General features: G+C 60.9%; 13 protein-coding genes and 2 pseudogenes. 11 read left to right on the top strand and 4 right to left on the bottom strand.

The window, feature by feature from the left end:
• The first annotated feature begins 40 nt into the window (after positions 1-40).
• Positions 41-2596 (top strand): aminopeptidase N, encoded by a 2556-nt coding sequence (pepN, locus tag GKR99_18575; protein NKB29448.1) that lies wholly within the window; start codon positions 41-43, stop codon positions 2594-2596.
• A 114-nt stretch (positions 2597-2710) separates the two neighbouring features.
• Here pepN and GKR99_18570 read toward each other — a convergent pair whose 3' ends face one another.
• A complete protein-coding gene (locus GKR99_18570; protein NKB29447.1) occupies positions 2711-3286 on the bottom strand; it encodes a transglycosylase SLT domain-containing protein in 576 nt (191 codons plus the stop codon).
• Between the two features lie 214 nt (positions 3287-3500).
• Here GKR99_18570 and gatB point away from each other — a divergent pair, with 214 nt between their 5' ends.
• The gene (gatB, locus tag GKR99_18565; protein ID NKB29446.1) at positions 3501-5012 is read left to right on the top strand and encodes an Asp-tRNA(Asn)/Glu-tRNA(Gln) amidotransferase subunit GatB; all 1512 of its coding nucleotides are present in this window, start codon (positions 3501-3503) and stop codon (positions 5010-5012) included.
• 143 nt (positions 5013-5155) lie between these two features.
• Positions 5156-5521: pseudogene (locus tag GKR99_18560) on the top strand (DUF4177 domain-containing protein).
• Positions 5522-5833: 312 nt separating this feature from the next.
• On the opposite strand, the gene GKR99_18555 reads toward GKR99_18560, so the two are convergent.
• Positions 5834-6091, bottom strand: coding sequence for a BolA/IbaG family iron-sulfur metabolism protein (locus tag GKR99_18555; protein ID NKB29445.1), 258 nt, complete (start codon positions 6089-6091; stop codon positions 5834-5836).
• A 90-nt stretch (positions 6092-6181) separates the two neighbouring features.
• Here GKR99_18555 and GKR99_18550 point away from each other — a divergent pair, with 90 nt between their 5' ends.
• On the top strand, positions 6182-6814 hold the full coding sequence (locus GKR99_18550; GenBank protein ID NKB29444.1) for a DnaJ domain-containing protein: 633 nt from the start codon (positions 6182-6184) through the stop codon (positions 6812-6814).
• Positions 6815-6857: 43 nt separating this feature from the next.
• Positions 6858-7184: an MmcQ/YjbR family DNA-binding protein gene (locus tag GKR99_18545; protein ID NKB29443.1), complete on the top strand. Its 327-nt coding sequence runs from the start codon at positions 6858-6860 to the stop codon at positions 7182-7184.
• A gap of 37 nt (positions 7185-7221) precedes the next feature.
• Here the strand turns inward: GKR99_18545 and msrB are convergent, their stop codons facing one another.
• Positions 7222-7683 (bottom strand): peptide-methionine (R)-S-oxide reductase MsrB, encoded by a 462-nt coding sequence (msrB, locus tag GKR99_18540; protein ID NKB29442.1) that lies wholly within the window; start codon positions 7681-7683, stop codon positions 7222-7224.
• A gap of 304 nt (positions 7684-7987) precedes the next feature.
• Here msrB and cobS point away from each other — a divergent pair, with 304 nt between their 5' ends.
• The 5 genes and pseudogenes from cobS to GKR99_18515 all read left to right on the top strand — a co-directional run bounded on the left by cobS (position 7988) and on the right by GKR99_18515 (position 14035).
• Positions 7988-8974, top strand: a complete 987-nt coding sequence (gene cobS, locus GKR99_18535; GenBank protein ID NKB29441.1) for a cobaltochelatase subunit CobS — start codon at positions 7988-7990, stop codon at positions 8972-8974.
• A gap of 172 nt (positions 8975-9146) precedes the next feature.
• Positions 9147-11024 carry a cobaltochelatase subunit CobT gene (gene cobT, locus GKR99_18530; protein NKB29440.1) on the top strand — a complete coding sequence of 626 codons (1878 nt, stop codon included), beginning with the start codon at positions 9147-9149 and terminating at the stop codon, positions 11022-11024.
• A gap of 3 nt (positions 11025-11027) precedes the next feature.
• Positions 11028-12038 carry a hypothetical protein gene (locus GKR99_18525; protein NKB29439.1) on the top strand — a complete coding sequence of 337 codons (1011 nt, stop codon included), beginning with the start codon at positions 11028-11030 and terminating at the stop codon, positions 12036-12038.
• Positions 11929-12899 (top strand): annotated as a pseudogene (locus GKR99_18520) (NAD-dependent epimerase/dehydratase family protein). The gene GKR99_18525 and the pseudogene GKR99_18520 overlap by 110 nt, the downstream one beginning before the upstream one ends.
• A 181-nt stretch (positions 12900-13080) precedes the next feature.
• Positions 13081-14035, top strand: a protein-coding gene (locus GKR99_18515) for an IS630 family transposase (GenBank protein ID NKB29438.1) whose coding sequence is annotated in 2 segments (ribosomal slippage) — positions 13081-13431 and positions 13433-14035 — 954 coding nt in all. Because the reading frame shifts where the segments join, the coding sequence is not laid out codon by codon here.
• Positions 14036-14063: 28 nt separating this feature from the next.
• On the opposite strand, the gene GKR99_18510 is transcribed toward GKR99_18515, so the two are convergent.
• Positions 14064-15022 (bottom strand): IS630 family transposase gene (locus GKR99_18510; GenBank protein ID NKB29437.1). Its coding sequence is split into 2 segments (ribosomal slippage): positions 14064-14678 and positions 14681-15022, totalling 957 coding nucleotides; the frame shifts between segments, so codons are not numbered across the junction.
• Positions 15023-15136: 114 nt separating this feature from the next.
• On the opposite strand from GKR99_18510, the gene GKR99_18505 reads away from it, so the two are divergent.
• Positions 15137-16270 (top strand): epoxyalkane--coenzyme M transferase, encoded by a 1134-nt coding sequence (locus tag GKR99_18505; GenBank protein ID NKB29436.1) that lies wholly within the window; start codon positions 15137-15139, stop codon positions 16268-16270.
• Positions 16271-16332 lie beyond the last annotated feature (62 nt).

The raw sequence follows: 16332 nt of genomic DNA, 5'->3' as shown, positions 1-16332 counted from the left end.
GCCGCTAGGGTGCGGTTAACCCTGCGACGAAAGCCCCGAAATGACCGACCAAAAATCAGCCGAAGTCCGATTGGCGGACTATGCCCCGTTCAGCCACCTGATCGACGGGGTTCACCTGACTTTTCACCTGTCACCCAATGCCACCCGCGTCGAATCCCGGATCGCGTTCCGACCGAACCCAAACGCTGAATCGGTATCCGATATATTTCTGCACGGTGAAGGCCTTAAGACTCTTTCTTCAACCATCAATGGAATTCCTGTCGCGCTGACCCCAGCCGACCAGGGCGTACTGATTCCGGTCCCCGATGGCCCCTTCACCTTCGAAGCCGAAGTTGAGATTGACCCCGCCGGCAACACCGCGCTGGACGGGCTTTACATGTCGAACGGCATGTATTGCACCCAGTGCGAAGCGGAAGGATTTCGCAAGATCACCTGGTACCCTGACCGCCCCGACGTCATGGCCACCTTCACGGTGCGGATCGAAGGCGATCTGCCGGTGCTGCTGTCCAATGGCAACCCCACGGGCAGCGGCCCCGGCTGGGCCGAATGGCACGACCCATGGCCCAAGCCGGCCTATCTGTTTGCGCTCGTCGCCGGTGATCTGGTGGCCGAGGCCGATCACCTTACCACATCCGAAGGCCGCGCCGTGGCCCTGAATATCTGGACCCGCCCCAATGACGCGGGCAAGGCGACCTATGCGATGGACGCGCTGAAACGATCGATGCGCTGGGATAAACAGACCTATGGGCGCGCTTACGACTTGGACGTTTTCAACATCGTCGCCGTGGATGACTTCAATATGGGCGCGATGGAGAACAAAGGCTTGAACATTTTCAACTCCAGCTATGTTCTGGCCTCGGCTCAAACGGCGACCGATCGTGACTATGAATTTGTCGAGACGATCATTGCGCACGAGTATTTTCACAACTGGACCGGCAACCGGATCACCTGCCGCGACTGGTTTCAGCTGTGTCTGAAAGAGGGGCTGACCGTGTTCCGCGACCAGCAGTTCACGCAGGACATGCGCTCGGCCCCAGTCAAGCGGATCGAGGATGTGGTCAAACTGCGCGCGCGCCAGTTTACCGAAGATGCCGGACCGCTGGCGCACCCTGTGCGCCCGGAAAGCTTTATTGAGATCAATAACTTCTACACCGCGACCGTCTATGAAAAGGGCGCCGAGGTCATCCGCATGCTGCACCGTTTGGTGGGCGAGGATGATTACTCCAAAGCATTGGATCTCTATTTTGAGCGTCACGACGGCGATGCGGCGACTATCGAAGACTGGCTTGCCGTGTTTCAGGACGCCACAGGGCGCGACCTGACACAGTTCAAACGCTGGTATTCACAGGCCGGAACGCCGCGCCTGACCTTCACTGATGACTTCAAAAATGGCACCTATACTGCTACTTTTGAACAGGAAACCCGCCCGACACCTGGTCAGCCCGACAAGCAACCACAAGTCATCCCCATCGCCATGGGCTTGCTTGGTCCGAACGGGGACGAGGTTGCCGAAACCCGTGTGCTCGAGATGACCGAGGCCAAGCAAAGCTTTACCTTTGACGGCCTCGGCGCAAAGCCGGTGCCGTCGATCCTGCGCGGATTCTCAGCGCCCGTGATCCTTGAACGCAAATCCGACCCGGACGAACGCGCATTCCTGCTGGCCCATGACACCGATCCCTTCAACAAGTGGGAGGCTGGCCGCGCCCTGGCGCGCGAAACGCTGATGGCGCTGGCCGCCCATGGCACGGCGCCCGGCACCGCCTTCCTTGACGGTCTTGCCACCGTCGCCGCCGACAGCGCGCTCGACCCGGCGTTTCGTGCCCTGGTTCTGCGCCTGCCTTCCGAAGATGACATCGCTCAGGGTCTGTTTGACGCCGGGCTGACGCCCGACCCGCTGGCAATCCACCATGCCGGGCAAAGCCTGCGCCATTCGATAGCCGCGCGCCTGAAGCCGGACCTGCCCGATCTGCTGGCCGCCGCCCGTGTCGATGGACCCTATTTGCCGGATGCGGCCCCCGCCGGACAGCGCAGCTGGTTCCTGGCGTTGCTTGACCTTGCCACGCGCCTTGATGGCGGCAGCGCGGCGGTTTCGGTTTATGATGACGCGGACAACATGACCCTGAAACAGGGCGCATTGGCGATTCTTCTGTCGGTCGGGCAAGGCAAGGATCAGCTTGCCGCCTTTCACGATGAATGGCACCAGGATCGTCTGGTGATGGACAAATGGCTGGCGCTTCAGGCCGGGTTCGCGGCCCCCGAAACTGCGGTCGAAACGGTCACCGGCCTGACCGAGCACCCGCTGTTCGAATGGAAGAACCCCAATCGTTTCCGGGCACTTATCGGCGCTTTTTCAGGCAATGCAGCAGGGTATCACCGCGCTGATGGCGCGGGCTATGATCTGCTGGCCGAATGGCTGATCCGCCTGGATCCGGTGAACCCGCAGACGACCGCGCGGATGACAACGGCGTTCCAGAATTGGCGGCGCTATGACGCGGATCGGCAGGGCATGATGCGCGCGGCGCTGGGTCGGATTGCCGCTACGCCAAACCTTAGCGGAGACACTAGCGAGATGGTCACTCGCCTGTTGGGTGGCTGAGGGGTCTGACCCGCAAAGAACCCGCCGCTCCACTGGCACGAGGCAATCCAGGGCCTTCTGCCTTCACCGGCCATCATTGACCCATAAATATCCCCGCCGGAGGCATAATTCTCTTCACTCGACCCGGCAAAAGCTCTGCGCGTTGGTCCATTGCTTCATCTCCGCCACCATGTGCGGCTTGCGCATCGGCGTCCAATCCGCCGCGACACCGCGCCATTTGCGATCCCGCCCCTCGATCACCCCGTCGCGCGGCCCGGTCACGGCCATAATCCGCAAACCGCAGGACAAGTTGTCGCCGCCGTCTTTCAGGTGATCCTGGCTGGTCGAACGGCAGCCATAGCCGCGCGCCGTGGCCGGGGCGATCTGGACCAGCCCGAACCACTTGCCGTCCCGCCCGCCAACGGCATCAGGCTTCCATGTGCTTTCGTATTTCGCCAACGCCGAGATCAGCCCGACCCAGAATGACCGGCGATCATGCGCCTCGGCCTCTGGATAAGCCGGGCACCAGGCGTCGATGTCGCGCGGCACAAAGGCAACCAGCGGGGCGGCGTGATCGTAAAGCGCCGCACGGCTGGCGCGGGACCAATAGGCGGCTTCGGGGTGAAAATCCCAGCGGGCGGCGGGATCAGGTTCGGGCGCTGGCGCCACAAAGACCGGGGCGGGTGCCGGGGGCGTTGCCGGCAGGATCATCGGTGCGCAGGCAAACAGGAATGGCGCAAGAAAACTCAGGCTCAGGCAGGCACGCAGCATGGTCAGACTTCCTTGGGCACACACAATCGCCCGTGTTAAGGCCCCGTTCCCGCCCACGCAACATCTCAGCGCGTCGCGCACGCGGCCCTCGCCGTGCTTGCCCACGCCGACGCGACGCCCTAGAACGCGGCCCGGAACCAAAGGATATGGACCTATGCTGGACCTGACATTTGAAACCCCGAAACCCAAGGTCATTCAGGGGGCTAAGCACGACTGGGAACTTGTGATCGGGATGGAGGTTCACGCCCAGGTCTCATCGAACGCCAAACTGTTTTCGGGCGCCTCGACCACCTTCGGGGCCGAACCGAACAGCAACGTGGCCTTTGTGGATGCCGCGATGCCCGGCATGCTGCCGGTGATCAACGAATTCTGCGTTGAACAGGCGGTGCGAACCGGGCTGGGGCTGAAGGCGGCGATCAATCTTAAATCGGCATTTGACCGCAAGAACTATTTCTACCCCGACCTGCCGCAGGGGTATCAGATTTCGCAGCTTTACCACCCCATCGTCGGTGAATGCGAAGTGCTGGTTGAGCTGGCCAGCGGCGTCGCCCGGATGGTTCGCATCGAACGCATTCATCTGGAACAGGACGCTGGCAAATCGATCCACGACATGGATCCCAACATGTCCTTCGTCGATCTGAACCGCACCGGCGTGGCCCTGATGGAGATCGTCAGCCGCCCCGATATTCGCGGCCCGGAAGAAGCCGCCGCCTATGTCGTCAAACTGCGCCAGATCCTGCGCTATCTGGGCACCTGCGACGGCAACATGCAGAACGGCAACCTGCGGGCCGACGTGAACGTCAGCGTCTGCCGCCCCGGCGATTACGAACGCTATTGGGAAACGCAGGATTTCAGCCACCTGGGCACACGTTGCGAGATCAAGAACATGAACTCAATGCGCTTCATCCAGCAAGCTATTGATGTGGAAGCCAAACGCCAGATCGCGATTCTTGAGGATGGCGGGAAAGTCGATCAGGAAACCCGGCTTTATGATCCCGACAAGGGCGAAACGCGCTCGATGCGCTCCAAGGAAGAGGCGCATGATTACCGCTATTTCCCCTGCCCTGACCTACTGCCGCTGGAGATCGAGCAAGCCTGGGTCGACGAAATCAAAGCCTCCCTTCCCGAATTGCCGGACGCCAAGAAGGCGCGTTTTGTCGCCGATTTCGGGATGACCGATTATGACGCCGGGGTTCTGACCGCTGATGTCGTCTCGGCCGATTTTTTCGAGGGTGTCGCCAAGGGTCGCGACGGCAAGCAGGCCGCGAACTGGGTCATCAATGAACTGTTCGGACGTCTGAACAAGGAAGACATCGCGATAACTGACAGCCCCGTCAGCGCCGACCAGCTGGGCGGTATCCTCGACCTGATGGCCAAGGGCGACATCTCGGGCAAGATCGCCAAGGAGTTGTTCGAGGTTGTCTGGACCGAAGGCGGCGACCCGGCCGAAATTGTCGAGGCACGCGGCATGCGCCAGGTCACCGACACCGGCGCAATCGAAGCCGCCGTCGATCAGATCATCGCCGACAACCCCGCCCAGGTCGCAAAGGCACAGGAAAACCCGAAACTGGCCGGCTGGTTCGTTGGCCAGGTGATGAAGGCCACCGGGGGCAAGGCGAATCCCAAGGCCGTGAATGAGGTCGTGGCCAAGAAACTCGATCTCTGATACAATACCGGCGGGGCAGGATCGGGACATCACGCAAGCACGGCGAATTTTCGCCTAGTTTTGGCATAGCGCAGGGCATATATCGCTTTGCAGTCAGGGTTTGCGACCTGTTATAAGATCGGCTCGTTATGTAGGGACAGAGCATGGCACGTTACGAATACAAGGTTGTTCCGGCACCGTCGAAGACACGGCGCATCAAGGGTATGAAGACGGTCGAAGATCGCTTCGCCTTTGGCATGGAAATGCTGATGAACGATCTTGGGGCTGAAGGTTGGGAATATCTGCGCGCCGGGACGCTGCCGTGCGAAGAGCGCAGCGGTATTCGCGGGCGCACGACCGAATCGATTAAGCACATGCTGATCTTCCGTCGCAGCCTGGACGATGCCGCCGAACAGCCGCGCGCCCTGCTGCGCGACTATTCGTCCGAGCCACCGCCCGCACAGATGTCGACCGCAGCGCCGCCGCCAATGCGACCCGCGCCCGAGATTCAGCCACCCGAACGCGCGCCCGAGCGTGGATACGACAACGGGTATTCCAACGGTTATGATGAACGTGGCGCTTATGACGATCGCGGATCGTCGTTCAGCGAACGCCCTCCATTCGAGCCGGAATACAGAGAGCGCGGCGGCTATGGCGAACGTAGCAATGGGCAGTATGCCGACGCCGGACCGGCCTATGACAATGACGACGACGGTTACGAATATGAACCTTCGGAATTTCAGCGCCCCGCTCGTGGGTCGTCCCGCCGTCGCCCGCCGTCGGATGCGCCCTGGAAGATGTCGCAGGATTGGGAAGACGACCGCTAGGCCTGGTGCCGATTCTCAGCCGTTGACGATCAACTCCAGCGCGTGAATGCGTCCGATCAGGTCTTTGCCCAGACAGTCGTGGATTGCCCGGTGGCGTTGCAGCCGCGACATTGCGGTAAAGGCGTCAGCGGTGATCGTCACACGAAAATGGGTCTGACCGCCTTCACGCCACCCCGCATGACCACGATGCCCTTCGCTGGTGTCGGCAACTTCCAGCACCGAGGTATCAAATCCATCCGCCAGCATTGCGTGAATTTCGTCGCTAATCTGCATTTTTTCTGCCCGCCCCCTTTTGGTTTCCGTCCGAAACACTAAACTCACCCGTCTTGAACGGAAAGCCGGGTGCGCACGAAGGACGATCTGATGAAAAAAGACGACCCGTTTGGATTTGATCTGAGCGTCAAATCCGACAAGAAAAAGCGAACGCGCGGACGGCGTGGGATGTCGGGGGCGTTCGAAACCTCGACCCGGCGGTGCGAGGCACCCAATTGTGAAGAAGCCGGGCAATACCGCGCGCCCAAGTCCCCCGATGACCTGGAAGAGTTCTATTGGTTCTGCAAGGATCACGTGCGCGAATACAATTTGAAGTGGAACTTCTTCAACGGCACGACCGAGGAGGAGTTTGAGGAGTTCATCGACAAGGATCGCGTCTGGGGCCGCGAAACCAAGCCATTCGCCAAGCCGGGTGTCGAAGGCAAGGCCTGGTCACGGCTGGGCGTTGACGACCCGCATCAGATACAGGGCGCGAATGCGACGCAGAATCCGGGGCGCGGCACCACAGGCGCGCGCAAACTGCCCCCGACCGAGCGGCGCGCGCTGGATATTCTGGAAGCCAAGGACCATTGGTCAAAGCCGGAAATTCGCAAGCAATACAAATCACTTGTGAAGGATCTGCACCCGGATATGAACGGCGGAAATCGCGAAGACGAAGACCGCCTTCAGGAGGTTGTCTGGGCCTGGGACCAGATCAAGGAAAGCCGGAATTTCGCCAGTTAACGACATACCCTCACGCGACAGGCTGAACGGATGGTGCGCCGCAATGCCAGCCGCAACCCATGGCGTGCAATGGGGTAATGCAGATGTCTGGAAAGTCGGCGGAAAGGTCTTTGCAATTATCGGCTGGAATGACGGAAACCCGGCCATCACCTTCAAGACCGGAGAGATCGGGTTTGAAGTACTCTCGAATCAACCCGGATTGCGTCCGGCACCCTATATGGCGTCCCGTGGCCTAAAATGGATTCAGGCGTTCGATTCAAACAGCCTGTCCGACGATGACCTGCACGCCTATGTAAAGACATCCTACGACATGATCGCCCGCGCGCTGACGAAAGCGCGCAGAGCAGAGATCGGGCTGACGCGCGACTGAACCGTCGGCTGCCATTTGTCAGAGTTGAACGCCGGGTTTACGCCGCTTTGAACACCAGGCTGACACCGTTCAGGCAGTGCCGCTTACCGGTTGGCGCCGGGCCATCGTCGAAGATGTGACCAAGATGCGAACCACAGCGGCGGCAATGAACTTCCGTGCGGACACTCAGCAGTTTACGATCCGGCTTGGTGCGCACGGCGTTCGGCAGGCTCTGCCAGAATGACGGCCAGCCGGTGCCGCTGTCGAATTTGGTGCTCGACGGGTAAACCGGCAGATCGCAGCCATGGCAATGATAGGTGCCGGCCGCATAGTTCTTGTCCAGCGGCGACGATCCGGCACGCTCGGTCCCGTTCTGGCGCATGACCTTGAACTGGGTCTTGGTCAGCATCTTGCGCCACTCAGCCTCGGTCCGTTCAATTTCGAATGCGTTTGCCGGGCCTGCGATGGCCAGGGCGGCGGCTCCGGCGGCGGTGGTGGTCAGAAAGGTGCGGCGGTCCATTGATCTCTCCCGTTAAATTTCGCGGTGCCGCCCGGATCCGAGGGACTGGACCCGGGCGACGTTCCGATGCCGTTACGGCGAAGTTCTCCCGGATGAAGGCGGGGGGACCCACCAACACCCTTCGCCGGCGACACTAGCAAACACGTGCATGCCGGCGCGATAGTTTCACGGGGCTGTTCAATCAAACGTGTGCAACTGTCATCGCGGCGCGAGCGGCACCGACGTCTTGCACCGCCCTGCGATTTGTTGCACCACGGCCACCGGGCGGCACCGGGGTGTCGCGCCTTGGCAAAAAGGGCATGTTATGGCGGACGGAACGCGCGACGCATCGGCGAAACCAACCGAGGATATCTCGGTCAGTGAAGTGTTTGGCATCGACAGCGAGATGCCCGTCAAAGGATTTGCCGAGCGCACCGACCGCGTTCCCGAAGTGGATACGACCTATAAATTCGATCCCGAAACGACGCTGGCGATCCTGGCCGGGTTTGCCCACAACCGGCGGGTGATGATCCAGGGCTATCACGGAACGGGCAAATCGACGCATATCGAACAGGTCGCAGCGCGGCTGAACTGGCCCTGCGTTCGGGTAAACCTCGATTCGCACATCAGCCGGATCGACCTGATCGGCAAGGATGCGATCAAGCTGGTCGATGGCAAACAGATCACCCAGTTTCAGGAAGGCATCCTGCCCTGGGCGCTGCGCAATCCGACCGCGATCGTGTTTGATGAATATGATGCGGGCCGCGCCGACGTGATGTTCGTGATCCAGCGGGTGCTGGAAACGGACGGCAAGCTGACGCTGCTGGACCAGAACGAGGTTATCACCCCGCACCCGTCTTTCCGCCTGTTCGCAACCGCGAATACCGTCGGCCTGGGCGACACCACGGGCCTGTACCACGGCACCCAGCAGATCAACCAGGGCCAGATGGACCGCTGGTCGCTGGTCGCGACGCTGAATTATCTGAGCCACGATGCCGAGGCGGCCATCGTCCTGTCCAAGGCGCCGACCTATAACAACGACAAGGGCCGCAAGATCATCAGCCAGATGGTCACCGTGGCCGATCTGACCCGCGTCGCCTTCATGAACGGCGACCTGAGCACGGTCATGAGCCCCCGAACGGTCATCGCCTGGGCCGAAAACGCCCGCATCTTCCGCGACGTCGGCTATGCCTTCCGCCTGAGCTTCCTCAACAAATGCGACGAGTTGGAACGCCAGACCGTGGCGGAGTTCTATCAGCGGTGCTTTGATGAGGAACTGCCGGAGAGTGCCGCGAGCGTGGCGTTGGGGTGATGACTAGATATCATTCGTTCCCGCTCGGCAAAAACGCGAAGGATCGCGTCCGGCCGTGGGGTGGGAGCATCGCTTCCGCCCCGGGGGGGCGGGCGGGCGCGATCCGGCCCACGGGGGCCGGCTTCTCCGTCGCTGGTCGCACGCGTAGTGTCATTTCCATTGGCGCACGCAAATGAACAAACCCACCGACAACCCAGCCGATCCGTTCAAAAAGGCCCTGGCCGAGGCGACGAAGGTCATGGCGGACGATGCCGAATTGTCGGTCAGCTTTACGGTGGACCCGCCGGGCCTGTCCAACGACTCGGTGCGCCTGCCGCAGGTTTCCCGCCGGATGACGCGGGATGAGGTGTTGCTGGCGCGCGGCACTGCGGACGCTTTCGCGCTGCGCCACAAGTTCCACGACCCCGCCACCTTCAACCGCTATTCCCCCGACGGACAGATGGCCCGCGATCTTTACGAGGCGATGGAAGAAGCACGGTGCGAAGCGATGGGCGCGCGCGATATGCCGGGAACCGCCGGTAACATCGACGCCAAGATCGCGAGCGAGGCGGCCAAGAAAGGGTTCGGAGAGATTACCGAGGCCGCGCAGGCCCCGCTTGCCACTGCCGCCGGATATCTGGTCCGCCATCTGGCCACAGGCCGCGACCTGCCGCCTGATGCGGCGAATGTTATGGAGTTGTGGCGCGGGTTCATGGAATCCCAGGCGGCCGAAAACTTTGACAGCATCGACGACGCGCTGGCCGATCAGGCGTCTTTCGCGCGCCTCGCCCGGCAGATTATTTCCGACCTCGGCTATGGCGACCAACTGGGCGACGACCCGGATGCGGATGAAGACAGCGACGACGCGGGCGAGGAAACGGACGAAGCCGAAGACAACCCCGACAGCCAGAATGATGGCGATGACGAAGGCGAAGACGACGAAGACGCCAGCCCCGAGCGATCCCAGGACGACATGGACGATGCTGCGCAGGCGCAGGTCTCGATGGAGGATATGGAGGATCAGGAACAGGGGGATGAGGCCGAATTGCCAGAAGGCGATCAGCCGCTTGAACCGCCGCCCCCTGCCCCGGTCAGCGAGGCGGATCCGAACTACGCCGTCTTCTGTGACGAATTTGACGAAGAAATCTTGGCCGAAGATCTGGCCGAACCGGCGGTACTGGAGCGCTTGCGCGCCTACCTCGACCAGCAGCTGGAACCGCTGAAAGGCGCGGTCAGCCGGTTGGCCAACAAGTTGCAGCGCCGGTTGCAGGCGCAACAGAACCGCAGTTGGCTGTTCGATCTTGAGGAAGGCACGCTGGATGCCGGTCGCCTGGCGCGTGTTGTCGCCAACCCCACCACACCGCTGTCCTTCAAGCAGGAAAAGGACACCGAGTTCCGCGACACGGTGGTCACGCTGCTGCTGGATAACTCCGGTTCGATGCGGGGCCGCCCGATTTCCATCGCGGCGATTTGCGCTGACGTGCTGGCGCGCACGTTGGAGCGCTGTCAGGTCAAGGTCGAGATCCTGGGCTTCACCACCCGCGCCTGGAAGGGCGGGCAAGCGCGCGAGAAATGGCTGAACGACGGGCGCGTGCAGCTGCCCGGGCGCCTGAACGATCTGCGCCACATCGTCTATAAATCCGCCGATGCCCCTTGGCGGCGGACCCGGCCAAATCTGGGTCTGATGATGAAAGAAGGGTTGCTGAAGGAAAACATCGACGGCGAGGCGCTGGAATGGGCACACCGGCGTACCGCGCGCCGGGCCGAGGCGCGCAAGATCCTGATGGTGATCTCAGACGGCGCGCCGGTGGATGATTCAACGCTGTCCGTGAACCCCGCGAACTACCTTGAAAAGCACCTGCGCGATGTGATTGCCATGGTCGAGAAAAAGCGCGCCGTCGAACTGATCGCCATCGGTATCGGCCACGATGTGACGCGGTATTACGACCGGGCGGTCACGATCACCGATGTGGAACAGCTTGCCGGGGCGATGACGGAACAGCTTGCCAGCCTGTTTGACAACGACCCGCGTGCCAAGGCGCGGATGGTGGGTATCAAGCGCGCAAGCTGAGGTTTGCCGCGTCTGGCAGCGACACAAACGCCGCTGTATACCGCCTTGGGGAAACCGGGGGTGCGGGTGGCTTTCAGGCTGGAAAAGATACTGCGCGAATTTGAGCTCGCGGATACCAGCGTCACGCGCAAAGGCAACCACGTCTTTGACGCCGTCGCCATGGACCCTGCGGGACACGCGACCCATTTCACCCGTCGCATTATGTCTTTTGAGGAACCCTGGACAGGCTCGGTCATCGTGATGAATGACACCAGGGTGATCGGCAGCGGCGAAGACCCCCGCCCGTTCTACTGGTCCGGCAGCCCCTGCATCAGCGCGGTGACCTTCAGCCCCGACCACGGCTATATCAACAAAATCTACATCCAGGCGCAGGACCGTTGGCTTCCGGTCATCTTTCGCGATGGCAAGAGCGGCGGAAAGAACTGGATGCCATTTGTGCGGGATGATGACTTGTTTTTCGTGCACGAATTCTCTCCGTTTCGGATCCTGAAGGCCGAGTACATTCACGAAAACGATGGCTTCCTGGTCGCCAGAACCGTGGCCGAGCACAAGGTCCGCCTGCCGAGGTCGCACGACAAATACCCGTGGCTGCGCGGTGGCAGTAATGCCGTACAGATCGGCAGGGTGATTCTTGGAATGGGCCACACCAACGAACAGCCGGGAAAGACATTCGCGGATATCCGTCACCGGCCGTTCCTCTTTGTCTACAGGCCCGGCGAAAGCCTTGACTATCTGACCATGGAATACCCCTTCGACGAAGCCTTTCGCATCATCGACCCAACCTCGCTTTACATCCGTGACGGAATGCTTTTCCTGATCACGTCTGAAACCGAACGGGCCTGGTCCGTCGCCCCACAGAAAGGTCGCACGTGCCTGTATTCCATCGACATTTCGGCAGAGCCCGATGAAAGCGGTTTTGGTTTTAGGGGCCGGCGGCTTCATCGGTGGACATCTGGTCAGGACGCTCAAGGCCGAGGGGTGCTGGGTGCGTGGCGTCGACATAAAGGCGCATGAGTTCCGCCCCGATGTGGCTGATGATACCCGGCTTGGCGACCTGAGGGATCGCGACTTTGTACGCGGCGTTTTCGATCAGCCGTTTGATGAGGTTTATCAGCTGGCCGCCGACATGGGCGGCGCTGGGTATCTTTTACCGGCGCCAATGACGCGAGCATCGTCCACAACTCGGCCCAGATAAACCTCAACGTGGCCGGCGCGGCGCGGCACAGCGCTGTGCGGCGCCTGTTCTATTCATCGTCGGCCTGCATTTATCCGCTGCACAATCAGCTTGATCCCGACACCCCGAATTGCGCCGAAGACAGCGCCTATCCCGCCAACCCGGACAGTGAATACGGCTGGGAGAAACTGTTTTCTGAGCGGCTGTTTCAAAGTTATGGCCAGCAATTCGGCCTGACCTGCCGGATTGCGCGGTATCACAACGTTTTCGGCCCCTTTGGCACCTGGTCCGGCGGCAAGGAAAAGGCCCCGGCGGCGATCTGCCGCAAAGTGGCCGAGGCCGAAGACGGGGCCGAGATCGAGATCTGGGGCGATGGGCTGCAGACCCGCTCGTTCCTGCATGTCGATGCCTGTATCGAAGGGACATTGCGCCTGATGCGGTCGCATTTTGATGCGCCGGTCAACATCGGCTCGGACGAGATGGTGTCGATCAACGATCTTGCCCGGATGGTCATCGACATCTCGGGCAAGTCCCTGCGGCTGAAGCACATCGACGGGCCGCTTGGGGTCCGGGGGCGGACGTCTGACAACCGGCTGATTTCCAAGGCGCTGGGATGGGCACCATCGGCGGACCTGCGCTGGGGTATGGCGCAGACATACGCCTGGATATCCGAACAGGTCGAAGCCCAGCGGCGGATGTAAGGCGGCGGAATGCCCGGCTGAACACCGGGTTGTTGCGCGCCCCAACGGAAAGGGGCCGGGCGATGAACGCCCGGCCCCGTCTGTTTCGTTTCAGCTACGACTAGAGCGCCGTCCTTGAAATCTGAATCGATGGGATTCCCAGAGGTCTGATTTTGTGATTCACCGAATGTGGAGGTGGATCATGGGGAAATCACTGTCTTTGGACATTCGAGAGCGCGTCGTCGCGCTGGTAGATGAAGGACTTTCCTGCCATGAGGCGGCCCGGCGTTTGCGGATATCGGTCGCGAGCGCGGTGCGGATCATGCAGCGCAAAAGGCGAACCGGCGGCGTGAAAGCTGCGCCTCAAGGACGGCCTCGACGCAGCAAGTTGGACGCGGCGTCCGAGTGGTTGAAATTACGCGTGCAAGCTGAACCGGACATCACCATGCCGGAGCTGGCCGAAGCGTTGAAGCAGGAGCATGACCTAATCGCCACACCGGCGATGCTCTCGCGTCACTTGCTTCATCGCCTTGGGTTCACATATAAAAAAATAGCTGATCGCAACGGAAAGGCTGCGCAAACGGGTTCGCGCCGCGCGATACGAGTGGCGGCGTCGGATGCCGAGGATGCGCCGTGAGCCGCATAGGCTGGTGTTTATCGACGAAACCGCCGTCACCACCAAGATGACACGCCTGCGGGGCCGATCCCTCCGGGGGACTCGGCTTGAGGCGGACGCGCCCTTCGGCCACTGGCGCACGCAAACCTTCATCGCCGGGCTGCGGATGGATGAACTCAGCGCACCCTGGGTTCTGGACGGCCCCATGAACCGCGCCGCCTTCGACATATACATTGAAACCCAATTGGTTCCGACCTTGCAGCCAGGTGACGTCGTGATCGCTGACAACCTGTCGTCCCACAAATCCGCAAAGGCACAGGCCATCCTGAAAGCGCAGGGAAGCTGGCTCCTCTTCCTGCCGCCCTACAGCCCCGACCTGAACCCTATCGAAATGGCATACGCCAAGCTCAAAGCACATCTGCGACGGCTGAAAGCACGTACCTTCGACGCGCTGTTCCAATCCGTCGCACAAACCTGCGACCTCTTTCCACCAGAAGAATGCAGAAACCTCTTCAAGGCTGCCGGATATGTTGCAGATTAAATGGACCATGCTCTAAAGCGTTTCGACATTAACCTGAGACATATCCGGCGGCCTTAAAGTAGTTCCAGCATTCTACTGGGTCGTAGAGATCGCAGATTGCTCCGATTGCTTCGAAGACCTGGGTAAAGGACCTGGCCCCGATCCGTCGCAAATGGGCTTTCAGTTTAGAGAAGGCCTGCTCGATGGGATTCAGGTCGGGCGAGTACGGTGGCAGGTAAAGGAACCAGCAGCCGTGATTGCGTAAAGCCTGCGTCGCCTCCTTATTCCGGTGGGTTGCCAGGTTGTCGAGAATGACGACAGTGCCGGGGTTGATCTCGGGGACCAGCACTTCGCGGATGTAGGCCGCGAAGGCGGGGCCATCTATCGCTCCCTTGATGACCCAAGGTGCGATCAGCGCGCCTTGGGTCAGGCCCGCGATCAAGGTTTGGGTTCCCCAGCTTCCGAAGGGCGCATCCATCGTCAGGCGCTTACCGCGCTTGGCTCTGCCGCGTAGGCGCGTGAGGTTTGTCTTCACTGCGGTTTCGTCAATAAAGACAACGCGCTCAGGAAAGGTCGCAATGGCTGGCGAGCGGTATCTGAACCAGTCGGCCCGTTGCTGCCTTACCTTGGCGCGGCGGCGCTCGGTTGCGACCAGCGACTTTTTTTGTACGTGAAGCCGAGCCGGGACAGAAGGTTGGCGATGGAGGAGTGATGCACCCGCACACCCTCTGCATCGGCCAGCGCATTACGCAACTCAAAGAGCGTGATGTCAGGGTCTTGTGCGATCAACTCCTCAAAGAATTCCCGATGCGGAGCCAGCTTTCCCTTGTCGCGCGGCGGTCCCTGCCGGGCAGGTTCCGCATGACCCTTCATCCTCACCTGACGCGCCCACCGCGCGCCTGTGGCAGGCGACAGCTTCAACCGCAACGCCGCCGCGCGCCCGCTCAACCCTTCTTCAATGTATCTCTGAAACCGTATCCGAAGCGCAGATGGCAAAGGTGCTGACATGATCCATCCTCCCAAACAGGATGAATCACAGATCAGGTCTCAAGGGAATCCCTCGCGATTCAGGTTCAAGCCGAAACGCTTTAGGGTCCGGTAAATTCCGAAAAGGACACATCTATGACCCGCATCAAAACCACTCATGTCGGCAGTCTGCCGCGCAGCCAGAAAATCGTGGATTTCATCTTCGCGCGCGAAAAGGGCGCGGCCTATGACATGGCCGAATTTGACGCCGCAATGACCGAAGGGGTCAACGAAACCGTCCGCCGCCAGGTCGAGGCCGGAATCGATATGGTCAGCGACGGAGAAACGTCCAAGATCAGCTATGCCACCTACGTCAAGGATCGCTACACCGGGTTCGGCGGCGACAGCCCCAGGAATGCACCCGCCGACCTGAAGCTGTTCCCCAGCTTCCTTGAACGGCTGGCAGACGACGGTGGCACGCCGACCTACGCGCGTCCGATGTGCGTGGGCGAAGTAAAGTCCAAAGGTCAAGGAGAGTTGGAGAAAGACATCGCCAACCTCAAGGCGGCGATCACGAGCCAGGGGGCTGGCGGCGGTTTCATGAACGCCGCCTCGCCCGGCGTGATCAGCCTGTTCCTGCAAAACGACTTCTACAAGACGCGCGACGCCTATCTTGCAGCACTGGCCGATGCCATGGCGGCGGAATACCGCACAATCGTCGACTCGGGGCTGATGCTGCAACTGGACTGCCCGGATCTGGCGCTGTCACGGCACATGCTGTTCAACGATCTCAGCGATGCAGAATTCATCAAGATTGCCGGATCCCATGTCGAAGCGCTGAACCATGCGCTGGACGGCATCGACCCTGCGCGGGTGCGTGTCCACATCTGCTGGGGCAATTACGAAGGCCCGCATGTCTGCGATATCGAGATGGCGAAAATGTTCGACACGTTGATGAATGCGCGTGCCGGTTCGGTCTTGTTCGAAACCTCGAACCCGCGTCACGCGCATGAATGGACAGTATTCCGCGACCGAAAGGCCGACATCCCGGACGACAAGATCCTGATCCCAGGCGTCATCGACAGTACCACGAATTTCGTCGAGCATCCCGAAGTCGTCGCCCAGCGCATTGAACGCTTCACCGATATCGTCGGGGCCGAACGTGTGATGGCCGGATCAGACTGCGGCTTCGGCACCTTTGCAGGCTTCGGTGCGGTCGATCCCGAGATTGCATTCGCCAAACTGGCGGCGCTGTCCGAAGGCGCAGGGCTTGCGTCCGCGCGCCTCTGACGCATCATTGACCCAAAAATATCCCGGGGAGGTCTGGAGGGGCTGGCCCCTCCAGCTGTGAC

The sequence above is a fragment of the Paracoccaceae bacterium genome (genome assembly GCA_012103375.1).
GTDB lineage: Bacteria > Pseudomonadota > Alphaproteobacteria > Rhodobacterales > Rhodobacteraceae > WLWX01.
Note: the sequence above shows the minus strand (reverse complement) of the source record. Positions and strands in the feature narration are given on the sequence as shown.